The sequence below is a fragment of the Blastococcus sp. OS1-29 genome, assembly GCF_057628075.1.
In genome coordinates this window covers 93,256-118,489 of the sequence record NZ_JBXXJK010000006.1, presented here as the reverse complement: position 1 = coordinate 118,489, position 25,234 = coordinate 93,256, and the positions used below count along the sequence as shown (strand labels likewise).

The 25,234-nt window shown below is 72.0% G+C and carries 24 protein-coding genes and 1 riboswitch; of the genes, 11 read left to right on the top strand and 13 right to left on the bottom strand.

What is annotated here, in order from left to right:
* The first annotated feature begins 1 nt into the window (after position 1).
* Positions 2–1,246, top strand: coding sequence for an ornithine cyclodeaminase, nickel-pincer nucleotide-dependent (locus AC2H4J_RS16395; protein ID WP_487465948.1), 1,245 nt, complete (start codon positions 2–4; stop codon positions 1,244–1,246).
* 85 nt (positions 1,247–1,331) lie between these two features.
* Here the strand turns inward: AC2H4J_RS16395 and AC2H4J_RS16390 are convergent, their stop codons facing one another.
* The 4 genes from AC2H4J_RS16390 to AC2H4J_RS16375 are packed head-to-tail and all read right to left on the bottom strand — an operon-like array spanning position 1,332 to position 4,202.
* Complete coding sequence (locus AC2H4J_RS16390; RefSeq protein ID WP_487465947.1) at positions 1,332–2,318, bottom strand: ROK family protein; 987 nt, start codon at positions 2,316–2,318, stop codon at positions 1,332–1,334.
* Positions 2,315–2,614: a hypothetical protein gene (locus tag AC2H4J_RS16385; RefSeq protein WP_487465946.1), complete on the bottom strand. Its 300-nt coding sequence runs from the start codon at positions 2,612–2,614 to the stop codon at positions 2,315–2,317. The genes AC2H4J_RS16390 and AC2H4J_RS16385 overlap by 4 nt, the downstream gene beginning before the upstream one ends.
* The gene (locus AC2H4J_RS16380) at positions 2,611–3,768 is read right to left on the bottom strand and encodes an ArsA family ATPase (RefSeq protein ID WP_487465945.1); all 1,158 of its coding nucleotides are present in this window, start codon (positions 3,766–3,768) and stop codon (positions 2,611–2,613) included. The genes AC2H4J_RS16385 and AC2H4J_RS16380 overlap by 4 nt, the downstream gene beginning before the upstream one ends.
* A 2-nt stretch (positions 3,769–3,770) precedes the next feature.
* Positions 3,771–4,202 carry an SRPBCC family protein gene (locus tag AC2H4J_RS16375; protein ID WP_487465944.1) on the bottom strand — a complete coding sequence of 144 codons (432 nt, stop codon included), beginning with the start codon at positions 4,200–4,202 and terminating at the stop codon, positions 3,771–3,773.
* 154 nt (positions 4,203–4,356) lie between these two features.
* Here AC2H4J_RS16375 and AC2H4J_RS16370 point away from each other — a divergent pair, with 154 nt between their 5' ends.
* Complete coding sequence (locus AC2H4J_RS16370; protein ID WP_487465943.1) at positions 4,357–6,150, top strand: AMP-dependent synthetase/ligase; 1,794 nt, start codon at positions 4,357–4,359, stop codon at positions 6,148–6,150.
* Here AC2H4J_RS16370 and AC2H4J_RS16365 read toward each other — a convergent pair.
* The 5 genes from AC2H4J_RS16365 to AC2H4J_RS16345 form a co-directional block, all read right to left on the bottom strand.
* Positions 6,138–7,274, bottom strand: a complete 1,137-nt coding sequence (locus AC2H4J_RS16365; protein WP_487465942.1) for a glycosyltransferase family 4 protein — start codon at positions 7,272–7,274, stop codon at positions 6,138–6,140. The two genes, AC2H4J_RS16370 and AC2H4J_RS16365, sit on opposite strands and share 13 nt — an antisense overlap.
* The gene (locus AC2H4J_RS16360; RefSeq protein ID WP_487465941.1) at positions 7,271–8,554 is read right to left on the bottom strand and encodes a M48 family metallopeptidase; all 1,284 of its coding nucleotides are present in this window, start codon (positions 8,552–8,554) and stop codon (positions 7,271–7,273) included. The genes AC2H4J_RS16365 and AC2H4J_RS16360 overlap by 4 nt, the downstream gene beginning before the upstream one ends.
* 79 nt (positions 8,555–8,633) lie before the next feature.
* Positions 8,634–9,686: a C40 family peptidase gene (locus AC2H4J_RS16355; RefSeq protein ID WP_487465940.1), complete on the bottom strand. Its 1,053-nt coding sequence runs from the start codon at positions 9,684–9,686 to the stop codon at positions 8,634–8,636.
* A 17-nt stretch (positions 9,687–9,703) separates the two neighbouring features.
* Positions 9,704–9,865: riboswitch (cyclic di-AMP (ydaO/yuaA leader) on the bottom strand.
* A 207-nt stretch (positions 9,866–10,072) separates the two neighbouring features.
* Positions 10,073–10,387 carry a hypothetical protein gene (locus tag AC2H4J_RS16350; protein WP_487465939.1) on the bottom strand — a complete coding sequence of 105 codons (315 nt, stop codon included), beginning with the start codon at positions 10,385–10,387 and terminating at the stop codon, positions 10,073–10,075.
* 68 nt (positions 10,388–10,455) lie between these two features.
* On the bottom strand, positions 10,456–12,189 hold the full coding sequence (locus AC2H4J_RS16345) for a D-alanyl-D-alanine carboxypeptidase family protein (RefSeq protein ID WP_487465938.1): 1,734 nt from the start codon (positions 12,187–12,189) through the stop codon (positions 10,456–10,458).
* Between the two features lie 204 nt (positions 12,190–12,393).
* Here AC2H4J_RS16345 and AC2H4J_RS16340 point away from each other — a divergent pair, with 204 nt between their 5' ends.
* The gene (locus tag AC2H4J_RS16340; protein ID WP_487465937.1) at positions 12,394–14,211 is read left to right on the top strand and encodes a DEDD exonuclease domain-containing protein; all 1,818 of its coding nucleotides are present in this window, start codon (positions 12,394–12,396) and stop codon (positions 14,209–14,211) included.
* Positions 14,208–14,495 (top strand): Lrp/AsnC family transcriptional regulator, encoded by a 288-nt coding sequence (locus AC2H4J_RS16335; RefSeq protein WP_487465936.1) that lies wholly within the window; start codon positions 14,208–14,210, stop codon positions 14,493–14,495. The genes AC2H4J_RS16340 and AC2H4J_RS16335 overlap by 4 nt, the downstream gene beginning before the upstream one ends.
* Here AC2H4J_RS16335 and trpD read toward each other — a convergent pair whose 3' ends face one another.
* Together trpD and AC2H4J_RS16325 are read right to left on the bottom strand one after the other, a co-directional pair.
* Positions 14,496–15,551 carry an anthranilate phosphoribosyltransferase gene (gene trpD / locus AC2H4J_RS16330; RefSeq protein ID WP_487465935.1) on the bottom strand — a complete coding sequence of 352 codons (1,056 nt, stop codon included), beginning with the start codon at positions 15,549–15,551 and terminating at the stop codon, positions 14,496–14,498.
* Entirely contained in the window at positions 15,548–15,976 is a 429-nt protein-coding gene (locus AC2H4J_RS16325; protein ID WP_487465934.1) for a hypothetical protein, read from the bottom strand. The genes trpD and AC2H4J_RS16325 overlap by 4 nt, the downstream gene beginning before the upstream one ends.
* Positions 15,977–16,109: 133 nt before the next feature.
* On the opposite strand from AC2H4J_RS16325, the gene ctaE reads away from it, so the two are divergent.
* The 4 genes from ctaE to qcrB are packed head-to-tail and all read left to right on the top strand — an operon-like array spanning position 16,110 to position 20,412.
* Positions 16,110–16,724 (top strand): aa3-type cytochrome oxidase subunit III, encoded by a 615-nt coding sequence (gene ctaE / locus AC2H4J_RS16320; RefSeq protein ID WP_487465933.1) that lies wholly within the window; start codon positions 16,110–16,112, stop codon positions 16,722–16,724.
* Between the two features lie 7 nt (positions 16,725–16,731).
* Positions 16,732–17,589, top strand: coding sequence for a cytochrome bc1 complex diheme cytochrome c subunit (gene qcrC / locus AC2H4J_RS16315; RefSeq protein WP_487465932.1), 858 nt, complete (start codon positions 16,732–16,734; stop codon positions 17,587–17,589).
* Positions 17,590–17,632: 43 nt separating this feature from the next.
* Positions 17,633–18,745, top strand: coding sequence for a cytochrome bc1 complex Rieske iron-sulfur subunit (qcrA, locus tag AC2H4J_RS16310; protein WP_487465931.1), 1,113 nt, complete (start codon positions 17,633–17,635; stop codon positions 18,743–18,745).
* Positions 18,745–20,412 (top strand): cytochrome bc1 complex cytochrome b subunit, encoded by a 1,668-nt coding sequence (gene qcrB / locus AC2H4J_RS16305; RefSeq protein ID WP_487465930.1) that lies wholly within the window; start codon positions 18,745–18,747, stop codon positions 20,410–20,412. The genes qcrA and qcrB overlap by 1 nt, the downstream gene beginning before the upstream one ends.
* A 525-nt stretch (positions 20,413–20,937) precedes the next feature.
* On the opposite strand, the gene AC2H4J_RS16300 is transcribed toward qcrB, so the two are convergent.
* Entirely contained in the window at positions 20,938–21,342 is a 405-nt protein-coding gene (locus tag AC2H4J_RS16300) for a cytochrome c oxidase subunit 4 (protein ID WP_487465929.1), read from the bottom strand.
* 51 nt (positions 21,343–21,393) lie between these two features.
* On the bottom strand, positions 21,394–22,278 hold the full coding sequence (gene ctaC / locus AC2H4J_RS16295) for an aa3-type cytochrome oxidase subunit II (protein WP_487465928.1): 885 nt from the start codon (positions 22,276–22,278) through the stop codon (positions 21,394–21,396).
* Between the two features lie 221 nt (positions 22,279–22,499).
* Here ctaC and AC2H4J_RS16290 point away from each other — a divergent pair, with 221 nt between their 5' ends.
* From AC2H4J_RS16290 to asnB, 3 genes are read left to right on the top strand one after another with little or no spacing between them, the layout of a single operon-like run.
* Positions 22,500–22,865 carry a metalloprotease gene (locus AC2H4J_RS16290; RefSeq protein WP_487465927.1) on the top strand — a complete coding sequence of 122 codons (366 nt, stop codon included), beginning with the start codon at positions 22,500–22,502 and terminating at the stop codon, positions 22,863–22,865.
* Positions 22,855–23,205: a DUF3817 domain-containing protein gene (locus AC2H4J_RS16285; protein ID WP_487465926.1), complete on the top strand. Its 351-nt coding sequence runs from the start codon at positions 22,855–22,857 to the stop codon at positions 23,203–23,205. The genes AC2H4J_RS16290 and AC2H4J_RS16285 overlap by 11 nt, the downstream gene beginning before the upstream one ends.
* A 48-nt stretch (positions 23,206–23,253) precedes the next feature.
* Positions 23,254–25,185: an asparagine synthase (glutamine-hydrolyzing) gene (asnB, locus tag AC2H4J_RS16280; RefSeq protein WP_487465925.1), complete on the top strand. Its 1,932-nt coding sequence runs from the start codon at positions 23,254–23,256 to the stop codon at positions 25,183–25,185.
* Positions 25,186–25,234 lie beyond the last annotated feature (49 nt).

Genomic DNA, 25,234 nt, shown 5'->3' with positions numbered 1-25,234 from the left:
CGTGACCTCACCCAGCCGGCACACCGAGACCGTGACCCTGACCGGCCACCTCATGGATACCGGCATCCTCGCCCGGGTCCTGGACGACGTCCTCGAGTACGGCGGCGACTACCGGATCGAGAACCTCGAGGTGGGCCGCGAGCACGAGGACGAGTCCCGGGCGCTGGTCGAGATCCGCGCGGACGAGGCCGAGCTCCTGGAGCGCATCGTCATGCGGATCCAGGTGCACGGCGCCAACCCCGTGGACCCCGGGACGGCGATGACCCGCCCGGCGCCCACCGACGGGGTGTTCCCCGAGGACTTCTACTCCACGACCAATCTCGACACCTTCGTGCGGCTGGACCGCGAGTGGTTGCGGGTCGACCGCGCCGAGATGGACTGCGGGCTGGTCGTCGAGGAGCGCGAGGGCCGTCCCGTCGTCCGCAACGTGCCGGTCAGCGACGTGCGGGCCGGCGAGGCGGTGGTCTGCGGGGCGCACGGGGTGCGCGTGGAGATGCCGGCGACCGTCGCGCGCGGTGAGGAAGAGGACTTCGGGTTCATGTCGTCGGCAGTCTCCAGCGAGAAGCCGCAGGCACTGCTGGTGCGCCAGATCGCCGAGCGCATGCGCGAGGTCAAGGCCGCCGGGCAGCGCATCCTGTGGGTCGGCGGGCCGGCGGTCGTGCACACCGGCGCCGCCCCGGCGATGGTCCGGCTGGTGCGCGCCGGGTACGTCGACGTCCTGTTCGCCGGCAACGCGCTGGCCACCCACGACATCGAGTCGGCGCTGTTCGGCACGTCGCTGGGCGTCGACCTGGCCAAGGGCTCCGGGGTGCCGCACGGCCACGAGCACCACATCCGGGCGATCAACACCATCCGCGCGGCCGGGTCGATCGCCGCGGCTGTCGATTCCGGTGTGCTGACCGGCGGGGTCATGCACGCGATGGTGCGGGCCGGGAAGCCGTTCGTGCTGGTCGGCTCCGTGCGCGACGACGGACCGCTGCCCGACGTCTACACCGACGTGATCGAGGGCCAGCGGGCGATGCGCGCGCAGTTGCCCGACGTCGGCTTCGCGATCATGGTCGCGACGATGCTCCACTCGATCGCGACCGGGAACCTGCTGCCGGCGTCCATCCCGCTGGTGAGCGTGGACATCAACCCGGCCACGGTGACCAAGCTGGCCGACCGCGGCAGCGCTCAGGCGATGGGGATCATCACCGACATCGGGCTGTTCCTCGAGCAGCTCGCCCGCGAGCTCTGCCCAGAGTGACGGCAGTAGAAGCAATGTGCGCCGGAGGGTAGTTCTGCCGCCGAAAAGGCGCCCTCAGCGCACATCACTCCGGACCGGCGGCGGTCTACGCATCGCCTTCGCTGACGGCCAACCGGACCAGGTCGGCGGCGCCGACGATGCCGGCCTGCGGACCGAGCTCGGCGACGACCACCCGCGGCCCGGGGCGGAAGCCACGGCCCGGCAGCGCGCGCTCGAGCCGGTCCCGGGCGGGGCCCAGCATCATGTCGCCGAGCTTGCTCACGCCGCCGCCGATCACGACGACCTCCGGGTCGAGGATGGCCGCGAGGTCGGCGATGCCCTGTCCCAGCCACTGGCCGACCTCGGTCACCAGCTCCAGCGCCAGCGCGTCCCCGTCGGCGGCGAGCGCGGCGACGTCCTCGCCGGTGAGCCGGTCGACGTCGCCGTCCACCCGCTCCAGCAGCCGGCCGGCCGCGGCGCGAGAGGTCCGCGCGACCTCGCGCGCCGTCTGGGCCAGGGCGGTGCCGCTGGCGTACTGCTCCCAGCAGCCACGGTTGCCGCAGGCGCACAGGCGGCCGTCGGGCACGACCCGCATGTGCCCCCACTCCCCCGCCACCCCGTGCGACCCGCGGCGCAGCCGCCCGTCGAGCACCATGCCACCGCCGATCCCGGTGCCCAGCGTGATCATGAGCGCCAGGTCTGCCCCGCGCGCCGCGCCGTAGCGGTACTCCGCCCAGGCGGCGGCATCGGCGTCATTGCCCACCCAGAGCTGCCGCTGCAGCCGGGCGGCGAGGTCCTTGCGCAGGGTCGAGTTCCGCCAGGCGAGGTGCGGGCTGAACAGCACGGTGTCGCCGGTCCGGTCGAACCAGCCGGCCGCGCCCACGCCCACGCCCACCAGCTCGCCGTCGTGCGCCTCGGCGAGCTCCTCGACCACCGCGGCGATGGCGTCCTCGGTGTCGCTGACCGAGGCTCCGGGGGTGGCTCGCCGGGCGGTGGCGAGGATCGTGCCGTCGGGCGCGACGACGCCTCCGGCGACCTTCGTGCCGCCGATGTCGATGCCGAGCGCGGCGAGCCCCGCCGCGGCGGCGGTCACGCGATGTCGATCTGCTGGACGGCCGGCGCCTCGCCGTCCTCGGCGGCCGGCACCTCGGGCTCGGGCGTGCTCGCACCGGCCTCGGCGAACGTGCGCAGAGCGGCGGCCGCCGACGTGAGGACGTCGGCCAGCGCGGCGGTCACCTCGGGCCGCTCACCGCGGACGACGGCGGCGGCCTGGCAGACCGGGCACCAGCGGCAGTCCGAGCCGTGCTCCCCCTCGGGGACCTCGGTCGCGCTGCGGAGGGTCTCGAGGAGCCGGCGGCCCTGCTCGATCCAGTCGGTTCCGGGGTTCATGAGGTCGCGTCCTTCGGTGCTGGAGCCTCGGCGGCGAGGAGGTCGGCGGGCCACTGCTTCGGATCGGGCCGGAACCCGACGACGAGACGGGCGTCGGTGGTGCCGGGGTCGACGAGCCGGCCGCCGGTGACCTCGCAGCGCCGCAGGAGCGCGTCGAGGCGGATCGACCGGCGGGTGCCGCCGGCGCTGACCACGAGGTCGTCGGCCCAGCGGGTCAGCCGGAGGTCGGCCCGTTCGGCGAACGGCAGGGGCACGACCAGCTGCCACGAACCGTCCTGCTTCTCGGCAGCGGGTCGCTCGGCCGTGACGGCGTCGGGCAGCTCGAATCCGTCGAGCAGCGCCGCCAGCGCATCGGCGTCCGCCGGTGGCACCGGGTGCTCGGGCACGCGGTGCAGCCACGCCACCCCGGCGAGGTCGCCCAGGACGGCGTCCTGCTCGGCAGCGCGCCGCGCCGACCACTCGCCGCCGTCGTCCAGCGGCAGGACCCGGGTGAGCAGCGCGCCGGTGGCCAGCCCGTGCAGAGCCAGGGTCGTCACCGCGGCCCGCAGCGAAGGCACCGTCGTCCGCCGCGGCTCGGCCACCAGGCAGACGGTCGTCGGACCGGCGAGCCGGTCACGCTCGAGCAGTTGCTCGATCAGCGGGACGGCGGCCAGCGCCGCGTCGATCGGCCCGCGCTTCGCCGCACCCGTGGCCACGGCAGCGGTGCGGACGGCGCCCAGTGCCCGCATGCCGGGCGGCAGAAGCTGGTCGAGCCACCAGCGCAGGGCCGACGGCAGCGCCACGAGCGCCGACATCGACTCCAGCGGTCCGGCGTCGAGGACGACGAGGTCGGCCTCGGCCCGGGCGAGCTCGGCGAAGATCGCGAGGTCGCCGGTACCGGGGATCGGCACGACCGAGCTCTCCGGCGGCAGCGTGAGGTGCGGGACGACGGCGCCCACGGCACCCGCGGTCCCGCCCCAGAGCCGCTCGACGGTGGCCTGCGGGTCCACGCGGACGACGTCCAGACCGTCGACGTCCTCGAGTCCTGCCACCGGCACGGCCTGGCGCGACAACAGCAGCGTGCGGCGTCCGGACCGCGCGGCGCGGACGGCGGCCGCCGCCGCCAGCGTGGACGTCCCGGCCCCGCCGGGCCCCGTGAGGAGGAGCGTGCGCACCCTCAGCCCTCGACGCGCTTCTTGAGCTCCTTGAGAGCGGTGTCGAGGATGACCTTCTCCGCCCTGCGCTTCATCATGCCCAGCAGCGGCATCTTGGTGTCGATCGTGATCGCGTACACCACCTCGGTGCCGCCGTCGGCGTCCTGGAGTGAGTACGAGCCGTCCTGCCGCTTCATGAGCTGGCTCTCGACCAGGGTCCAGGACACCTTGCGGTCGCCGTCCCAGGTGTAGTCGAGGACGTAGTCGTCCTTCACCGCGCCGGCGTCGATGACGAAGTGCACGCGCCGGGCCCGGCCGTCCTTCCCGGGTTCGACGACCTCGACCTTCTTCGCCGCGGCGACCCATTCGGTGTAGGACGGGAAGTCGGCGATGACCGCCATGACCTCGGCGGCGGGAGCATCGATGGTGATCGACTGGGTGGACTGGTCAGCCATGGGCAGCAGGTTAACGGTTCCCCGCTGTTCAGCGTGTCGTCACCTCGACTCTCTGCTACTCACCAGTAGTCACTTACGGCTAGATTCGACCTGACGACCCCTCCGGGGCCGCGGGCGACGATGCCCGCGGACGGTGGGGAGGAGAGGACGAGGCGTGCGCGAGTTCAGCGTCCCCGCGACCATGGAGGTGGGCCCCGACGAGGCGCTCACCGACCTGCTCGCCAAGAACGTGGCCGAGGTCGGCGACCAGACCGGTTTCCGCGTCCGTCGCGACGGCACCTGGCAGGACGTGACCTGGAAGGAGTTCGGCGACCAGGTCGCCGGCGTCGCCAAGGGGCTGATCGCCTCGGGCGTGGAGGCGGGCGACCGCGTGGCCCTCCAGGCGAAGACCCGCTACGAGTGGGCGGTCATCGACTTCGCCATCTGGACCGCCGGCGCCGTCACGGTCCCGATCTACGAGACCTCCAGCGCGGACCAGGTCGCGTGGATCCTGTCGGACTCGGGCGCCACCGCCGTCATCGTGGAGAAGGACGAGCACGCGTCCGCCGTCGAGTCCGTGCGCGACCAGGCCCCCGATCTGAAGTCGGTCCACGTCATCGAGGACGACGCGGTCGGCACCCTGACGCAGGCCGGCAAGGACGTGCCCGACAGCGTGCTCGAGGAGCGCCGGGCGACGCTGAAGGCCGACAGCCTCGCGACGCTGATCTACACCAGCGGCACGACGGGCCGGCCGAAGGGCTGCGAGCTGACCCACGCGAACTTCCTGTTCGAGATCGGCAACGGCATGAGCCTGCTCGGCCGGTTCCTCAACGTCGAGGGCTCGCTGCTGCTGTTCATCCCCCTCGCCCACGTGCTGGCGCGGGTCATCCAGATCGGCGCGGTCAAGACCCGCACCGTCGTCGGCCACACCCCCGACGTGAAGAACCTCGTCGACGACCTCGGCGAGTTCAAGCCGACGTTCGTCCTCGCCGTCCCGCGGGTGTTCGAGAAGGTGTTCAACACCGCCAAGGGCAGGGCCGAGGCCGACGGCAAGGGCAAGATCTTCGACAAGGCCGCCAAGGTTGCCATCGACTGGTCCCGCGCCCAGGACACGGGCGGCCCCGGCCTGGCGCTCCGGGCCCAGCACGCCGTGTTCGACAAGCTGGTCTACGGCAAGCTCCGCGCGGCCCTCGGCGGCCACTGCCTGGGTGCCGTCTCGGGTGGCGCCCCGCTCGGCGACCGGCTCGGCCACTTCTACCGGGGCATCGGCGTCCCCGTCTACGAGGGTTACGGCCTCACCGAGACCACCGCCGCCGCGTCGGTGAACCACGACGACGGTTTCCGCATCGGCACGGTCGGCCGCCCACTGCCCGGGGTCGACTTCGCGGTCGCCGACGACGGCGAGGTGCTCATCCGCGGCGGCATCGTGATGCGCGGCTACTGGAAGAACGAGGACGCCACCAAGGAGAACATCGACTCCGACGGCTGGTTCCACACCGGCGACATCGGTGAGCTCGACGACGACGGCTTCCTCAAGATCACCGGCCGCAAGAAGGAACTCCTGGTGACCGCGGGCGGCAAGAACGTCGCGCCCGCCGTCCTCGAGGACCGCCTGCGCTCCCACCGCCTGATCAGCCAGTGCATCGTCGTCGGCGACCAGCGCCCGTTCATCGCGGCGCTGATCACCCTCGACGAGGAGGTCCTGCCGCAGTGGCTGGAGTCCAAGGGCAAGCCCAAGGACCAGACGGCCGAGCAGGTCAAGGACGACCCGGAGCTGCGCGAGGAGATCGAGGCGGCCGTCAAGGACGCCAACAAGGCCGTCTCGCAGGCCGAGTCGATCAAGAAGTTCGCCATCCTCGGCACCGACTTCACCGAGGAGAACGGGATGCTGACCCCGAGTCTGAAGCTCAAGCGCTCGGTGGTCATGAAGGAGTTCGACGACGAGGTGGAGAAGCTCTACGCCCGCTGAGGACCGCGCTGGAGCAGGTCGTCGAACGTCGTCGCGATCGTCGACCACGACCAGCGCTGCTCGACCCAGGCCCGGCCCGCGGCGCCCATCGCGGCAGCGCGGGCCGGGTCGTCCAGCAGGCCGCTGATCGCACCGGCGACCCCCGCGGGTGACCGGGGATCCACGACGTGCCCGGTGATGGCGTCCCGCACCGCCTCCGGCGCGCCACCGGACGTGCCGGCCACGACCGGCCGGCCGCAGGCGGCGGCTTCGAGGAAGACCATTCCGAGGCCCTCGACATCCAGCCCGGCCCGGCGGGTGCGGCAGGGCATGGCGAACACGTCACCGGCCGCGTAGTGCGCGGGCAGCCGGTCGGGCGCGACCGGCCCGGTGAGGACGACGGAGTCCGCCAGGCCCAGCCGTGCCACGGCGCGGCGCAGCGACGCCTCCGCCGGACCGCCCCCGACGAGGAGCAGCCGTGCATCGGGATGACGGTCGAGCACCTGCGGCCACCCGGCGACCAGGACGTCCTGGCCCTTCCTCGCCACCAGCCGCGACACGCACACCACGACCGGCGCGTCGCCGAGGCCGTACTGCTCGCGCACGGCCGCGCCGTCGATGTCCGGGGTGAAGCGGTCGACGTCGACGCCCGGCGAGAGCTGGGCGAGCCTCGTCCGGCGGCCCAGGGCGGGCTCGAGGCGGGCACGGGTGTACTCGCTGATGTAGGTGAGGACGTCGAGGTCGCCGGCGATGCGCTGCAGCAGCTGGCGCGACCCGGGCAGCGCCACCCAGCCGGTCTCGTGCCCGTGCGTGGCGCCCACCAGGTGCCCGACGCCGGCCGACCGCAGCGCCGGTGCGATCAGGCCGAGCGGTGCCGCGGCGCCGAAGAAGGCACTGTCGCAGCCGTGCCGGCGGGCCAGCTCGACGGCCGCCCGGGCCGTCGACCGCGTCGGCAGGAGCATCGAGGTGGGGCGCCGGACGACGGGATAGGGCAGCTGGGCGTCGTACTCCTCCCAGCCCGGCGACCGGGAGGCGAGTACGACCAGCGACTCGGGCGGCCGGCGGGCGAGCAGGGCCGCGACGAAGGTCTGGATGCCCCCCTGCCGCGGCGGGAAGTCGTTGGTGACCACCAGGGTGCGGGTCACGGCCGCTCCAGCCGCTGCCAGTCGCGGGCCAGGCCGACCCGCTGCGCCGTCGTCGGATGGGATCCGAAGAACCACTGCAGGACCGCGGGCGGGTCCGGCTGGGACAGATTGGCCACGGCCAGCTCCCGTTGCATCGCGATGAAGGTGTCGGGGTCCCGGGTCAGGTCGAGCGCGTGCACGTCCGCGCGGGCCTCGATCTGCCGGGAGACCGCGTTCTGGATCGGAGTCGAGACCAGCGCGCCGACCGCCATGAGGAACAGCACCAGCGGGACGATCCGGGGGTCCCCCGGGTTCTCCGCCCCGGTGCGGCGACGCAGCGGGGCGACCGAGACCAGCCAGCCCAGGGCGGCCACGCCGGCCGCGGCGCCGAGCGCCCCGGTGAGAGTGCCGGTCAGCACGTCGTCGGCGGCCACGTGGCCGAGCTCGTGCGCCACGATCGACTCGATCTGCGCGTCGGGCAGCTGCTCGAGGACCGTGTCGTACACGACGATGCGCCGGGTGGAGCCGAACCCCGAGACGTAGGCGTTCAGCGCCGTCGTCCGCCGGCTGGCGTCGGACACGAGCACGTCCTGCACGGGAGCGCCGCTCTTCTCCGCCAGCGCGAGCAGCTCGCTGCGCAGCGGACCGGCGGGCATTGGCTGGAACCGGTTGAAGGCGGGCTCGATGACCAGCGGCCACAGAAAGGAGCCCACGACCACGAGTGCCGCGGCCCCCAGCGCGGCCCAGGCCCACCAGGTGCGTGGCACCCGGCGGGCGAGCCAGACGAGCGCAAGCAGCCCGACGGCGGTCAGGCCGGCGTCGATCGCCGTGCTCACCGCCACGTCGCGCAGCCACAGCCACCAGCCGCGGGTGGAGAGCCCGTAGCGGTGCCGCACCATCTCCCCGTAGGCCGCGAGCGGCAGGGTGGCGAGCCGGCCGACCAGTATCAGGGCCGCCACGCCCAGCAGGACCTGCCAGGCCCAGCCGCCCCCGAGCGGCCGTGCCACGGCCCGGACCAGGCGGCCGCCGAGGGCGGTGAGCCCGAGGATCCCGGCGACGACGAGCCCGAGCGCCAGGGACGCCAGGGAGGCGGGCCGGACCAGGGCGGCGAAGGCGTCCGCCCGGTGCAGTTGCGCGGCCGACAGCGCGGCGGTGGGGTCGAGCGGCGCGTGGCCACCGGGCGGCTCGGGCAGGACCGTCCAGGGCGTCCGGGCGACGATGACGACGGCCAGCGCGACGGCGAGGACGAGCGCCGTGACCAGCGCGGCCCGGGGGGCGCCCGTCGGCCGGCTCCAGCTCATCGACCCGATCCTAGGGCGGAACGCCGGGAGGGCCGGTGCCCCGGGCGGGTCCCCCGCCCTCCCGGGACGTTCGGCTCGCTCAGCCGATGCGGCGAGCGCTGTTGTAGCTGCCCATCGAGTCCAGGCTCGCGACCTTGACCGGCTGGCCGGAGGTCGAGGCGTGGACCATCTGGCCGTTGCCGATGTACATGCCCACGTGGCTGACCGGGCTGTAGAAGAACACCAGGTCACCGGGCTGCAGCTGGTCGCGGGAGACGGGCGTGCCCATTCCGGCCTGGCTGCTGCTCGAGTGCGGCAGGCTGATGCCGGCCGCGGAGTACGCGTACTGCGTCAGCCCGGAGCAGTCGAACGCGTCCGGACCGCCGGCGCCCCAGACGTAGGGGTCACCGACCTGTGCGAGCGCGGTGTCGACGGCCTTCTGCGCGGCGCCGCTTGGTGCGACCACCCCGCTCGGCGCCGCCTGCGTGTCGCCGTGCGACGCAAGCACCTGCTGCTGCTGCGGCGCCGTCAGTGAGTCGTACTGACGCTGGTAGTCGGCGATCTTCGCCTGCAGGTCCTTCTGCTGCGCGGAGACGTCGTCGTAGGACTTCTGCGCCTTCGTCTGCGCCTCGTCCGCGCCGGCCTGGGCCGTCTTGGCCTGGGCGGCAGCCGTGGCGATCTGCGCGACCTGCTCGTTCGTGTGGCCCGCGATGGCGTCGAGGGTGCCGAGCTGGTGGACGAACTCGTCGGCCGAGCTGCTCGTGAGCAGCACGTCCAGACGCGTGAGGGTGCCACCGGTGTAGGCCGAGCGCGCCAGCTGCCGGATCTGCGGCCCGAGTGCGTCGAGCTGCGACTGAGCCGCGGCGGCGGCCTGGTCGGCGGCAGCGACGGCGGCCTGCTGCTGGTCGAGCTGGACCTTGGCCTCGTTGACCTGCTCGGTGACGACCTCCAGCTGACGGCTGGCATCGGCGACGAGCTGGGCGACCTGGGCGGAGCTGGTCGCATCGCTGGGCGCTGCGGCAGCGCTGCTCGGCAGAGTGGTGACCGCCATAGCGACGGCGGCGCCGACGAGCAGGCCGGACCGGATCCGACCGAGTCGGGGAGCGGTGAACAGTGTGGGGGCGTGCTTCAGTTGAGCGTGAGGGGTCGCCACGTGCGGCGGCACTCCGTTTCTTCCTCTGCAACCGCCTACCGAGTTAGCTGACGGGTTCGGGCTGGGAAGACTGGCCCTATCCCCTGCTCACCGGCGAGCCGGCCCTACAGGAGAACTCACCCCAGGACTGCGGTGGGTCCCCGGTTCGCCGTCGGACGCCACTGCGGCGCCCTCGGGCAATTCGGCGGTGCCCGACCGAGGCCACCCTTCAACGGGCGACGACCACTCAGCCGAACGGCGACGACCCTACGACCGTGATGCTGCCGTGACAAACGGAAGTCCCTGCGACTGGCGTGACGAGAGTCGCATTTGGTCTCATCGTTGCTGGTCAGCGGCATGTCGTTACCGGAATGTGACCTGAACCGGACCGGTCCGTCCGCGCTCGTTCAGCCCGTCCGGCGACCGTTTCGGGAGTCCTCGCCGCCCCCTCCGCGGTGTCGCAGCGGAGGCACGAGACCGACCTCCGCGAGCGCCCGGACCGCGCGGCGCTCCACCTCGTCGAACTCCACCACCACGCCGGCGGGCGGGACGACGACGTCCTCCGCGGTGGCCTCCGGCCGTGCGTCCCGGGCCCGGCCCGACATCGGGACCACCACCGGGTCGACGCCCTGCCAGCCCGGTGGGGCACCGAGCAGGACGGTGACGACGCAGTCGGCGCATCCGGCGCCCCGCGCGGTGCAGGTGTTGCAGTCGATCAGCATGGATTCGCTCCTCCGTGAGTTGTCCGCACGGTAGGAGCAGCCACCGACAATTCCGGTCGCAGCCGGGCTCAGGTGCCCGCGTACTCCCAGTGCCACGGCTCTTCGCGGCCGTGGCCGGGCTCGGCCCAGTCGGGGTGGAGATAGCCGTACCGGCCGGCATTCGCCTTCATCCAGCCGTACTGCGCCGTCCCGTAGTGGTCGATCCCGCCGCACAGGTCCACCGCCAGCCCCCAGCCGTGGTTGCTGGTGCCGGGCACCGCGGCCAGCGTCGGTTTCTCGCCGTACAGGCGCACCTGGCTGGCGTAGGTGCGGTAGGAGTCGGTGATGCAGATCGGGGAACCGAACGCCGCCGCGAAGGCCGCCGACATGGCCCGGTAGGCCGCCGCGGCGTCGCACCGCAGCTGGTGTCCGCCCACGCCCAAGGGGCACATGGCGCTCGGCGGGATGAGCCCGTTCGGATAGCCACCCCACTGCCGGGCGCCGTCGTAGCTGGGCGGATAGACGGTGTTGCCGCACTCCATCCGCAGGGCGCCACCGGTGGGACCCGGCGCGGTCACCGGTGCCCGCTGCGGGAGGCTCGGCCGGCCGATGCCCAGGACCTGGTCCGCGGGCAGGGTGCGCACCACCACCGCTCCGGCCCGGCCGTCGGCGGCGAGCATCGTCTTGGGGTCCAGCGCGATCCCCACGTGCCCGAGCCCGGCCTCGGCGTTGCCGAGGAAGACGAGGTCGCCCGGCAGCACGTCGGCGGGGGCGACAGGGGTCGTGACGGCGAACAGGTCCTGCTGCGTGCCCGGCAGCGAGATGCCCGCAGCGCCGTAGACCGACTGCACGAGGGAGCCGCAGTCCCAGGAATCAGGACCGGCCGTACCCGGCGCGTACGGCTTGCCCAGGGTCTTCATCGCGGCGCTCACCGCGGACAGGGTCTCCGCGGGCAGGACGAGCAGGGACGTCGGCTGACGCGGCAGCTGGGCCGCTCCGGGCTGCGCTCCCCCACCGGCCGCGGCGACCGGCACCAAGCCCGGGGGCAGCCCGCGGGCCGGGTCCTGCAGCTGCGCGGCCGGCGGGGGGACGAGGCCCGCGGCGGTGAGCTGGTCGACGTACACCTGCCAGTTGGCCGCCGTCCGCGTGTTGACGTCGACCTGCTCCTGCTGCAGCTTGGCCAGCTGCTCGTCCACGTCGCTCAGCGCGGCCCCGAGCTCGTCGGTGACCGCGGCGGCCTTCTTCTCCAGCTCCGCGACCCGTGCGGCGACCGCCTCCTGCCGGGCACGCGCCTGGTCCAGCGCCGCCTGGGCCCGCTGCCGCACCTCCTGCGCCGAGCGCCGCATGGTCTCGGCCGCGCCGATCACGTCGGAGGCATGGGCGTCGACCACGTCGAGGAAGCTGAGCGCCGACACCACGTCCCCCGGGTCGCCGCTCGTCAGCAGCACGGTGAGCGGCGTCAGCCCCCCGCCGTCCCGGTAGAGCGCCGAGGCGTATCCCGCGACGACCCGCTGGTAGCCGGCCAGCTGGCCCTGGGCGTCGTCGACCACCTTCTGCGCGTCGGCCACCGCCTGCTGGGCCTGCGTCATGGCCTCGCGCGCCGCGACGACCTCGCCCTGCTGCGCCTGCAGCCCGCTCTGCACCTCGGCGGCGCGCTTCTGCAGCTCGTCCAGCGCCCGGCTGTCGAGGACGCCGGACGTGCCCCCGGGCTGGTCGCTGGGGGCGGCCGACGCCGGGCCGGCCCCCGCGAGCACCGCCGCGGCGACCGCGCCTGCGATCACCACGGACGTCCCCCGGATGCGCCACCGGGAACGCGGGAGCATCGGACCACCTCTGCGTTCGGGGCGCTTTCCACTCGCGCTGCCCACCGGGCACTGATGGTGACCCGGACCGTGGCGTTCCGCCAGGTGAGCGGCCACGGTCCCCCACCCGGGCGACATCCGGCAGCGGGCCCGGCGCCGCCGAACCCGGCGGTGGAACGGCGAGGCATCACAAGAGTGTCATTACCCCGACCTACCGTCCGGCCCGTGCCCTTCGCCACCGCAGTCGACCGCTACCAACAGGTGTCGATCGAGGAGCTCGGCACCCGGCTGGCGGAGGTGACCTTCGTCGTGGTCGACCTCGAGACCACCGGCGGCTCGCCCAAGGACAGCGCGATCACCGAGATCGGCGCGGTCAAGATCCGCGGCGGCCAGGTGCTCGGCGAGTTCCAGACGCTGGTCGATCCCGGCCGCGCCATCCCGCCCTACATCAGCGTCCTCACCGGCATCACGACGATGATGGTCGCGGCGGCGCCCCGGATCGCCGCCGTCCTGCCCGGCTTCCTCGAGTTCGCCCGGGGCGCCGTCCTGGTCGCCCACAACGCGCCCTTCGACCTCGGCTTCCTCAAGGCCGCCTGCGCGGAGAACGGCATTGCCTGGCCGGCCACGGCCTCGGTCGACACCGCCGTCCTGGCCCGTCGTCTGCTGACCCGCGACGAGGTGCCCAACTGCAAGCTGGCCACGCTGGCGCCGTTCTTCTCCGCCACCACCTCCCCCACCCACCGGGCACTGGACGACGCGCGGGCCACCGTCGACGTCCTGCACGGACTGTTCGAGCGGCTGGGCCCGCTGGGGATCACGACGCTTGAGGAGCTGACCGGGCTCACCCGCCAGGTCGACCCCGAGCGGCTGCGCAAGAGGCATCTCGCTGACGCCGTCCCGCGAGGGCCGGGCGTCTACCTCTTCCGCGGCCCACGGGACGAGCCGCTGTACGTGGGGACGTCGAACGACCTGCGCAGCCGGGTGCGCAGCTACTTCTCGGCCGGCGAGCAGCGCAGCCGGATCACCGAGATGGTGGCGCTGTCGCAGCGCGTCGACGCCATCCCGTGCGCGCACGACCTCGAGGCCGCCGTCCGCGAACTGCGCCTGATCGCCGAGCACAAGCCCCGGTACAACCGGCGGTCCCGGTTCCCGGAGCGGGCGCTGTGGGTGCGGCTGACCGATGAACCGTTCCCGCGCCTGTCCGTCGTGCGGCGGGTCCGGCCCGGCACCGGCGTGTTCCTCGGCCCCTTCCCCGACCGCCGGGCGGCCGACGCCGCGGTCGCCGCCGTCCACGAGGCCCTGCCGCTGCGCCAGTGCACGACCCGGATCTCGCCGCGGGTACCCGGCACGGCGTGCGCGCTGGCCGGGATGGGCCGGTGCGGGGCACCGTGCACCGGCGAGCAGTCGGTGGAGGAGTACGCCTCGATCGCGGCGGTCTTCCGCGCGGCCGTAGGCCACGACCCCTCCGGCCTGGTGGCGCCGCTGTTGGCCCGCGTCGACCGGCTGGCCGCCGAGGAGCGGTACGAGGACGCCGCCATGCTGCGCGACCGGATCGCCGTCCTCGTGCGGGCCGTGCGTCGCCGTCAACGGCTCGCTTCGCTGGCCGCCGTCGCCGAGTTCACCATCGCCCGCCCGGACGGCGCCGGCGGCTGGCACCTGACCGTCGTCCGGCGGGGGCGCCTCGTGGCTGCCGGCAGCGCCCCGCAGGCGACGTCCGTGCGCTCGACGCTCGCCAGGCTGCTGCTCACCGCCGAGACCCCGACCGGCCCCGACGACGAACTGGCCGCGTCGGTGGACGAGACCGAGCTGATCCTGCGCTGGATGGAGAAGCCGGGCACCCGGCTGGTCGAGCTCACCGGCACCCTGGCGTGCCCGGCACCCGGCATCGGTGCCTTCACAGGATTCCTCGACCGGGTCGAGGCCGGGCGCGGCGACCGCGACCCGTTCGCCGACGGCCGGTCGCTGGGCACGCGGGCGCGTCCGGAGCGGGTGACGGCGGGTGCGGGCGGGCGGTTGAGCGCCCGGCTAGGCTCCTCGGTGTGATCACCGCCATCGTGATGATCGATGCCGCCACCGATTCGATCCCCGAGGTGGCGGCGGCCATCGCCGACCTCGACGGGGTCAGCGAGGTCTACTCCACCGCCGGCGAGGTCGATCTCATCGCGATCATCCGGGTGCGGGAGTTCGAGCAGGTCGCCGAGGTCATCGCGGGCCGGATCAACAAGGTGCCGGGCGTGCTCGAGACCGAGACGCACATCGCGTTCCGCGCGTACTCCAAGCACGACCTGGAAGCCGCGTTCGCGATCGGCTTCGAGACAGCGGACTGATCAGGCGCGGGCCGCCTGGCTGACCCGCACCCAGCGCTCCAGCAGCGCGGTGGCCCGACCGTCGTCGACCGCTGCCGCGGCTCGCTCCATGCCCGCCCCGACCGCGTCGTGCAGCCGCGCCGGTCGCTCCTCGTAGGCCGCCAGAGCGGCGCCCGCGTTCAGCAGCACCGCGTCGCGTACGGGGCCACGCTCGCCGCCGAGCACCCGGCGGAAGACGTCGGCGTTGACGGCAGGAGAGCCGCCCCGCAGGTCGTCGGGGGTCGACGGCGCGATCTCCAGCGCCGCGGGATCGAGCCGGTCGGGGGTCACCTCGCCGTCGCGAACCACCCAGACGGCGGACGTCGTCGCGGTGGTGAGCTCGTCGAGGCCGTCGTCCCCCCGGAAGACCAGCGCGCGACCGCCGCGGGCGGCGAGCACCCCGGCCATGACCGGCGCCATCCGCGGGTCGGCGCAGCCGATCGCCGCCGCCACCGGACGGGCCGGGTTGGTCAGCGGCCCGAGGAAGTTGAAGACCGTGGCGATTCCCATCTCCCTGCGCGGGCCGCCGGCGAAACGCATGCCGGGATGGAAGACCGGTGCGAAGAAGAAGCCGATGCCCGCCTCCTGCACGCAGCGCGCCACCGCGGGCGCCGGCAGGTCGATGGCGACGCCCAGCTCCTCGAGCACGTCGGCCGACCCGGACGACGACGACGCCGCCCGACCGCCGTGCTTGGCCACGGGCGCACCGGCGGCGGCCGTCACGACTGCGGCCATCGTCGAGATGTTGACGGTGTGCGCACCGTCGCCACCGGTGCCGACGATGTCGACGCAAGGGACCGGGATCTGGACCGGGGTCGCCTGCGCCAGCATCTCGCCGGCCAGGCCCGAGACCTCCTCGGCCGACTCGCCCTTGGCGCGCAGGGCCACGGCGAAGGCCGCAATCTGCACGGGCGTCGCCTCTCCGGTCATGATCTCGCGCATCGCCCACGCGGTGTCGGCCGCGGTGAGGTGCTGACCGGCCAGCAGGCGGTTCAGCAGGCCCGGCCAGGTCGGCCGCCGGCCTCCTGGGGAGCTCACCGACGGACGACGGGGCGCCGCGCGTGCGCACGCAACAGGTCTGCCACCACGGTGGGCGCGGTCAGCGGGTCGACCGGGAGCGGCAGGGTGGCGTCGGCCCGCGACCAGTGCGCCAGCCAGCGGTCGGGCTGGCGGGCGATGAGGACGCAGACGGCGGGGCGGTCGGCGACCTCTTCCTCCAGCTGCCGCGCGATCGCCAGGCCGCCCATGGGCTGGGCCTCGCCGTCGAGGATGCACAGGTCGATGCCCCCGCGGTCGACGGCGGCGATCACCTCGTCGCCGGTGAGGCACTCGATCCAGGTGATCGGGCCGACGTCGGCGGCGGGTCGGCGGCCCACCGCCGTCCGTACGGCCTCGCGGACCTGGGCACGGTGGCTGTAGACCAGAACGCTGGCCGGAACGGCGGTGTCGGCGGCGGGGTTCACGCGGGCGAGCCTAGTGGCTGTGCTGCCCGTTTCCGCGGTAGGCCGGGGGATCGGTAAAGAGCTGATCACTTTGCCGCCACGCCCATCGCACCCGCAGTCGTCCCGACCCTCCGCCGATGCCATGATGACCCTCGTGACAACGGCCCCCGTCGCGAGCAGCACCTTCGACACATCGCGGGTGCACTCCTTGACCCGACCGAACATGGTCAGCGTCGGCACGATCATCTGGCTCTCCAGCGAGCTGATGTTCTTCGCCGGCCTGTTCGCCATGTACTTCACCGCCCGAGCGCGGTCGACCCACGGTTGGCCACCCGAGCCGACCGAGCTGAACATCCCGTATGCCGTGGTGTTCACGCTGATCCTGGTCGCCTCCTCGGTCACCTGTCAGTTCGGTGTGTTCGCCGCGGAGCAGGGCAACGTCTACGGACTGCGGCGCTGGTTCACGATCACGTTCGTGATGGGCCTGGCCTTCGTCCTCGGCCAGGCGAACGAGTACCGCGTGCTGGTCACCGAGCACCACACGACGATCTCGTCGTCGACGTACGGCTCGGTCTTCTTCCTGACCACGGGCTTCCACGCCCTGCACGTCATCGGGGGCCTGGTCGCCTTCGTCTTCCTGCTCATCCGCTCCACCATGGGCCGGTTCACACCGGCACAGGCGACCTCGGCCATCGTGGTCTCCTACTACTGGCACTTCGTCGACGTCGTGTGGGTCGGGCTCTTCGCCACGATCTACCTGATCCGCTAGGGAACCGGTGTCCACCACGAACCCGCAGTCCGAGGCCACTCCCGACCACGGTGGCGCTGCCGCCGGCGAGCCGGCCCGTCGGGCCCGCGCCCGCCGTCGCTCCAAGCACCGTCGTCGGCTGACGAACGTCGCCGGCCTGATGGTCGGCCTGGTGCTGACCGGCGCCCTGTACTCGGCCTTCGCGCCGGCACAGGCCGCTGACGACAGCACGACCACCGAGTCGGCCGCCGAGGCGGCCGGCCGGCAGCTGTACCAGAACAGCTGCATCACCTGCCACGGCTCGAACCTCGAAGGCGTGCCCCACCGCGGCCCCTCGCTGATCGGGGTCGGCGAGGCGGCGGTCTTCTTCCAGGTGCACACCGGGCGCATGCCGCTGGTCCGCCAGGAGGCCGACGCCCACCGCAAGCCGCCGGTCTTCTCCGACAAGGAGATCGACCAGCTGATGGCCTACGTGCAGGCTCACGGCGGCGGCCCCACGGTCCCCTCCGGCGACCTGCGCGACGGCGACCTGGCCGAGGGCGGCGAGCTGTTCCGGCTCAACTGCGCCTCCTGCCACAACTTCGTCGGCGGAGGCGGTGCGCTGAGCTCGGGCAAGACGGCGCCCAGCCTGAAGGACGCCGACGACAAGACCATCTACACCGCGATGCTGACCGGCCCGGAGAACATGCCGGTGTTCGGTGACAACCAGCTCACCCCGGACGAGAAGCGCGCCGTCATCAACTACGTCCAGACCATCAAGGCGCAGGCCGACCCGGGCGGTGCCGGTATCGGCCGCATCGGCCCGGTCAGCGAGGGCCTGGTCATCTGGGTCGTCGGCATCGGCGCCCTGCTGTTCGGGATCTTCTGGATGGGGAGCAAGGCGTGAGCACGCAGTCCGGCTCACGAATCGACACTGCAGCGGAGGAAGCGTGACCACGCGCGACACCCGCCCCGGCTCGACCGGCGGCGCGGACGTCCCCGAGACGCTCTACGGCGGACCGGACGACGACTACACCCCCGAGCAGCTCGCCTCCATGAGCCGCGAGGAGCTCGACCGGCTGGGTGCCCGCTACGACGGCGTCGAGATCCTGCACGTCGACCCGGGTCCCGAGCCAGGCTCGACCATGGAGAAGCGGGCCATCCGCCAGGTCGGCCTCGTCTTCACCCTCGCCGGCGTCTTCGCCTTCCTCTTCGTGGTGGTCTACGTCGGCTCGGGCTGGTTCCTGCCCGACTGGCACTGGCAGATCACCGAGGGCGGCTGGAGCGCCCTCTTCACGCCGATGCTCGGTCTGTGCATGGGCCTGGCCATGGGCCTGGTCGGCATCGGCCTCGTGCTCTTCACCAAGAAGCTGCTGCCGCACGAGACGGCGGTGCAGGACAAGCACGACGGGTCGCACTTCGACCGGGTGACCGCGGGCGCCACGCTCGTCAGCGGCTTCCACAACAGCGGCCTGGCGCGGCGCAAGCTCATCACCCGCTCGCTCGGTTTCATGGCCGGCGGCCTGGGACTGATGCTGATCATGCCCCTGGGCGGGCTGATCAAGAACCCGAACAAGGGCAACCCGCTGGGCACCACCGAATGGGGCAAGGGAGTCCGGCTCGTCCGCGACGACGGCACGCCGATCCGGCCCGGCGATCAGCAGCCCGGCTCGCTCGAGACGGTGTTCCCCGCGGTGCCCGGCGGCAACAAGTTGGCCGACGCCGCGACGATGCTCATCCGTCTCCGCCCGGAGCAGGTCACCGAGCTCACGCCGCGCAAGGGCCAGGCAGGCTTCGCCTACGGTGAGTACGTCGCCTACTCCAAGATCTGCACGCACGCCGGCTGCCCGGTGTCGCTGTACGAGCAGGAGACCAGCCGGATCCTGTGCCCCTGCCACCAGTCCCAGTTCGACGTCACCCAAGGGGCGAAGCCCGTCTTCGGACCGGCCACCCGGCCGCTGCCGCAGCTGCCGCTGGACGTCGACAAGGACGGCTACTTCGTGGCCGCCAGTGACTACATTGAGGCCGTAGGCCCCACCTACTGGAACCGGGAGGCCATCTGATGGCTGCTCGCACCGCTACCTCCCCGGGTGCCCCGACCACGAAGCTCGGCCAGGCGGCGTACGAGCTCGACGACCGCATGATCGTCGCGCCGTGGCTGCGCCGGACGCTGAACAAGGTCTACCCCGACCACTGGTCGTTCCTGCTGGGTGAGATCGCGCTCTACTCATTCATCATCCTGCTGCTGTCGGGTACGTACCTGACGTTCTTCTTCGACGCCTCGATGCGCGAGGTCGTCTACGACGGCACGTACGCCCCGTTGCGCGGGGTGGAGATGTCCGCGGCGTACGACTCGGCGTTGAAGCTGTCGTTCGACGTCCGCGGCGGCCTGTTCATGCGCCAGCTGCACCACTGGGCGGCGCTGCTGTTCGTCGCCGCGATCGTGGTGCACCTGCTGCGCATCTTCTTCACCGGCGCGTTCCGGCGGCCCCGCGAGACCAACTGGATCATCGGTGTGGTCATGCTGGTCCTCGCCCTGCTGATGGGCGTCACCGGCTACTCCCTGCCCGACGACCTGCTCTCGGGCACCGGCCTCCGCATCATCAGCGCGATCCTGCTGTCGGTGCCGGTCATCGGCACCTGGGCGCACTTCGCGGTGTTCAACGGCGACTTCGTCGGCGAGCAGATCATCGGGCGGTTCTACATCGTCCACGTGCTGCTCATCCCGGCGATCCTGCTCGCGCTGATCGGGCTGCACCTGCTGATCCTGGTCAAGCAGAAGCACACGCAGTTCCCCGGTGCCGGCCGCACCGAGCACAACGTCGTCGGCAACCGGCTCTTCCCGACCTTCGCCGCGAAGGCCACCGGCCTGGTGTTCGTGGTCTTCGGGGTCTGCGCCCTGCTCGGCGGCCTCGTGCAGATCAACCCGATCTGGCTCTGGGGTCCGTACAACCCGGCTCAGGTGTCGGCGGCCTCCCAGCCGGACTGGTACATCGGGTTCCTCGACGGCTCGACGCGCCTCATGCCGCCGTGGGACATCAGCTTCGGCCACAAGTACCACATCGCGGCTCTCTTCTGGCCGACGGTCGTCGTCGCCGGCGCCATGTTCACGGTGCTCGCGCTCTACCCGATCATCGAGCGCAAGCTGACCGGCGACACGGCATCGCACCACCTGCTCCAGCGTCCGCGCGACGTCCCGGTGCGTACGGCGCTGGGCGCCATGGGTCTGGCGTTCTACATCTGGCTGTGGATGTCGGGTGGTAACGACGTCATCGCCGACAAGTTCGACATCAGCCTGAACGCGATGACCTGGGTCGGCCGGATCGGGATGATCGTCGTCCCGCCGATCGTCTACGTGATCACCTACCGGATCTGCCTGGGTCTGCAGATGCACGACCGCGAGGTCCTGGAGCACGGCATCGAGACCGGTGTGATCCGGCGGCTGCCCTCGGGTGAGTTCATCGAGGTGCACCAGCCCCTCGGGCCGGTGGACAGTCACGGGCACGGCACGCTGGCCTACGGCGGCGCGCCGGTGCCCAAGCGGATGAACCACGTGGGCGGCGCCCGCCGGGCCATCCGCGGCTTCTTCCGCCCGATCGAGGAGCCGTCGCAGGTGGAGTTCGAGCAGCGCGCCGAGGGCCGCGGTCTCGCCGCCGCCGAGGCCGAACGCGAGCTGACATCGTCCGGCCGGCCCTCCGACGCGGGACGGCCACAGGAGCCGCGCGACTGACACCCCGTTCGACAGCAGTACACAGCAGGGCCCCGGTGGAATGACACCGGGGCCCTGCTGTTGTTTCGGGGCCCCGGCGGCCCCTTGACGCCGCTCCAAGGGTGTTCTGCGCGCTTCAGGGGTTATGCCGCACCCAGCGAGCAGCAACACCACCCCAGAAGCGGTTCGGCCCCCGGCGCGTCTCCCCGGAGCTGCCGCCGCCGGACGTCGCCCGCCGCCGGAGCGGGCCGGGAGCCCACCGCCGCTCCAGGGGTGTTCTGCACGCATCAGGGGTTCTGCAGCACCCCGGGAGCAGCAACAACACCCCAGAAGCGGTTCGGCCCCCGGCGCGTCTCCCCGGAGCTGCCGCCGCCGGACGTCGTCCCGCCGGCGGAGCGGGCCGGGAGCCCACCGCCGCTCCAGGGGTGTTCTGCACGCATCAGGGGTTCTGCAGCACCCCGACACGGCAGAGGCGGGCGGCTGCAACGCCGGAGGGCCCCGTCCGCGATGGCGGACGGGGCCCTCCGGGTGAGGCGAGGCAGTGACTCAGCTCTGGGTGGCGTTCTGCCCGACGTAGTACTCGAAGAGCAGACCACCGACGTTCACCAGCAGGGCGACGCCGGCGATGACGATCAGCCAGGAGTACCAGAAGGCGAGCGCCAGGCCCATCAGCGCGGCGGACAGGGCCAGCGAGAACGGCCAGTAGCTGGCCGGGCTGAAGAAGCCCAGCTCGCCGGCGCCGTCAGCGATCTCGGCGTCCTTGCGGTCCTCGGGACGGGCGTCGATGCGGCGGGAGACGAACCAGAAGAACCCGCCGATCAGCCCGGTGAGACCGGCGGAGAGCACCAACGCCGTCGTCCCAATGGGCTCCTTGGCCCAGAAGCCGTAGACCACGGCGGCCACCACGCAGAAGAACGCGATGACCCCAAAGATGAGCGACTCGACCTTCACGGCCGCGCCTCCTCGTGAGTCGAGACGAACAGGGTCGGGGCGGTGCGCAGCTCAGCCACCGGAGGACTGCTGGTCGACGTTGCCGTTCTGGAGCGACTCGAACGGGTGGGTCGAGGTCGCGTGCCCGGGCTGGCCGATCTGCTCGAGCGCCTGGGCGGTGGTCTTCCCCTCCTGGCGGGCGGCCAGGTAGGCGTCGTAGTCGTCCCCGGACACGGCGCGGACCTCGAAGTTCATGAACGCGTGGTAGGTGCCGCACAGCTCGGCGCAGCGACCGACGTACGCGCCCTCCTTGTCGACCGTCACCTCGAAGACGTTGTTGCGGCCGTTCTCGTTACCCGGGATCACGTCGAGCTTGAAGAGGAACTCCGGCACCCAGAAGGAGTGGATGACATCGGCAGACGTGAGCTCGAACCGGATCGTCCGATCGGTCGGCAGCACCAGGATCGGGATCTCGGAGCTCGTGCCCACCGTGCTGACCGGGTCACCGTTCGGCCCCTTGGTCTCGGGGTAGGAGAACTGCCAGTTCCACTTGAACGCCCGGACCGCGACCGTCTCGTCGGGGTTGTCGCTGCGCTTCTGCACCCTGTCCTGGACGACGACGGTGAAGAAGAACAGCCCGGCGATGATCAGGAACGGCAGGATCGTGTAGACGATCTCCAGCGGCAGGTTGTAGGCCGTCTGCTTGGGCAGCTCGTCCGAGCGCTTCCGGTGCATGACGACGGACCAGAGGATTAGCCCCCAGACGCCGAAGCCGACGATGAGCGCCGCGATGACCGAGCCGGTCCACAGCTCGCGCATGTCGTGCGCCTGCTTGGTGATCCCGTCCGGCCAGCCGAACCGCCAGAACTCGTTGTTCGGCATCTGGCATCCGGTGAGGGTCACGACCCCCAGGAGACCGAGCGCGGCCAGCCGCGCAAGCCTGCTGCCTCGAGCCACTGCTCGCTGCCTCCTCGTCTTCCGTCCCGGGTCCCCGGACGGTCCTTCCAGCGGGTCGTTCACCGGTCGCGGCGCGCGAGTTCCGCGTCGATCACAGTGTGGGGCGAGACTAGCCGACTCCGCTCGGCGGCTGACCACCGGAGACGGCGCACCGGCGGGTCGCGGCCGGCCACGGGCCGACGGCGCCCGGGCACCGCGGCGCGACGGTTAGAGTCGGGGGCGTGTTCTCCCGGCTGCTGACCCCGAAGTGGCTGTTGCTGCACCTGCTGGTCGCCGTCCTCTTCGTCGCCACGTTCTTCCTGGGCTACTGGCAGCTGACCAAGGCCGAGGCCGGCGGCGGCGCCGTGAACTGGAGCTATGCCATGCAGTGGCCGCTCTACGGGTTCATGGGGCTGTGGTTCTACCTGCGCATGGTGCGGGTCGAGCTGCACCGCGACCCCGACGAGGGCGCACCGGGACACGACGTCGTCCTCTACCAGCGCCCCCGCATCGACACGTCTGGAGATCCTGAGCTGGCCGCCTACAACGCCTACCTCGCCGAACTCAACGAGCGCGCGCTCGGCCAGAAGAGCACCCATGGCCGCTGACCGGACGACGTCGGCCCGCGACTCCGAGCAGGCGATCGCCGCGGCGCTGCAGCGTTACCGCGTGATGGCGAACGTGGTCGGCGTGCTGCTGATCGCGCTGATCTGCGTCGCCGTGCCACTGAAGTACTTCGGCGGCGTGCGGGAGCCGGTCGTCGTGCTGGGCACGGCGCACGGCTGGCTCTACGCGCTGTTCTTCCTGTCCGCGGTCGACCTGGCGCTGCGGGCCAAGTGGAGCCTCAAGGGCTCGGTGCTCACGATCCTCGCCGGCACCATCCCGTTCCTGTCCTTCTACTCCGAGCGCAACGCCACGAGGAAGACCCGCGCCGGTCAGCGCGTCTGACCCCGCCGAGACGACCGACCTCTCCCCCACCCCGAGGATCTGCGCCTGATGTGTGGCCTGCTCGCCTATTTCTCCACCGACGCCGACCGCGTCGACGACGGCACGGTGTCGGCGATCCGCGAGGCCCAGCACTGCATGCGCCACCGCGGTCCCGACGAGAACGAGTCGTGGTCGGACAGCCGGGCGGTGTTCGGCTTCAACCGGCTGTCGTTCATCGACATCGAGCACAGCCACCAGCCGATGCCGTACGCCGACGGCCGCTACCGGATCGTCTTCAACGGTGAGATCTACAACTACCTGGAGCTGCGCGCCGAGCTCACCGAGGCCGGCGCGACCTTCGCCACCGAGGGCGACACCGAGGCGATCGTCGCGGGCTACCACGTGTGGGGCGAGGACGTCGTCACGCGGCTGCGCGGCATGTTCGCGTTCGTCATCTGGGACAGCCAGACCGACACCGTCTTCGGCGCCCGCGACCCGTTCGGCATCAAGCCGCTGTTCACCACCCGGCTCGCCGACGGCGGGATCGCCTTCGCCTCCGAGAAGAAGGCGCTGCTGGAGCTCCTGGGCGGCAGCAAGGCCGCCGGCGGGGTCGATCCGGCGTCCCTGCAGCACTACCTGACGCTGCAGTACGTGCCGGAGCCCGCCACGATGCACCGCGGCATCCGCCGGATCGAGAGCGGCACAAGCTTCCGGGTCGCGGACGGCGAACTGACGACCGAGCGCTACTTCCACCCGACCTTCCCCGTCCGGTCCGTGGCGAAGAACGAGGAGCAGGCCCTCTACGACCGGATCGCCGACGTCCTCGACGACTCGGTCCGGATGCACATGCGCGCCGACGTCACGGTGGGCTCCTTCCTCTCCGGCGGCATCGACTCGACCGCGATCGCGGCCCTGGCGAAGCGGTACAACCCGAAACTGCTCACGTTCACCACCGGCTTCGAACGCGAGGGCTTCTCCGAGATCGATGTCGCCGCCGAGTCCGCGGCCGCGATCGGCGTCGAGCACATCACCAAGGTCGTCACGCCAGAGGAGTTCGCCGAGTCGATCCCGCTGGTGGTCTGGTACCTCGACGACCCGGTCGCCGACCCGGCGCTCGTGCCGCTGTGGTTCATCGCCCGCGAGGCCCGCAAGCACGTCAAGGTGGTGCTGTCCGGCGAAGGCGCCGACGAGTTGTTCGGCGGCTACAACATCTACCGCGAACCGTTGTCGCTCGCGGCCTTCGAGAAGCTGCCGGGGGGCATCCGCCGGGCGCTCGGGGCCCTGTCCACGAAGCTCCCCGACGGCATGCGCGGCAAGGACCTGCTCCGCCGCGGGGCGATCCCGCTGGAGCAGCGCTACTACGGCAACGCCCGCCTGTTCCGGGACGACGAGCTGGGTTTCCTGCGCACGCGCGACCCCGACCAGTCGCACGTCACCGTCACCCGCGAGCTCTACCAGCGCACGCGCGCGGCGGGCTACGACGACGTGACGGCGATGCAGTACGTGGACCTGTTCACCTGGCTGCGCGGCGACATCCTGGTCAAGGCCGACAAGATGACCATGGCCAACTCCCTGGAGCTCCGCGTGCCGTTCCTCGACGCCGAGGTCTTCAAGGTGGCGAGCACGCTGCCGGTCGACCAGCGGGTCACCAAGGAGACGACGAAGTACGCGCTGCGGCGGGCGCTGGAGCAGATCGTGCCGGCGCACGTGCTGAACCGGCGCAAGCTCGGCTTCCCGGTGCCCACCCGCTACTGGCTGGCCGAGCCGCTGCACGACTGGGCGCGGCAGATCATCACCGAGAGCCAGACCGACGAGTGGCTGGACAAGGCGCAGGTGCTCGCGATGCTCGACGCGCACCGGGCGAACCAGCGCAGCGCCTCACCGGTCGACTACTCCCGCAAGCTCTGGACGCTGCTGGTGTTCATGATCTGGCACGGCATCTTCGTCGAAGAGCGGATCACCCCCGCCGTCCCCGAGCCGGTCTACCCCGTCCGGCTCTGAAAACGACGAAGGCCCGGCTTCCGAGGAAGCCGGGCCCGTCGATGGCCAC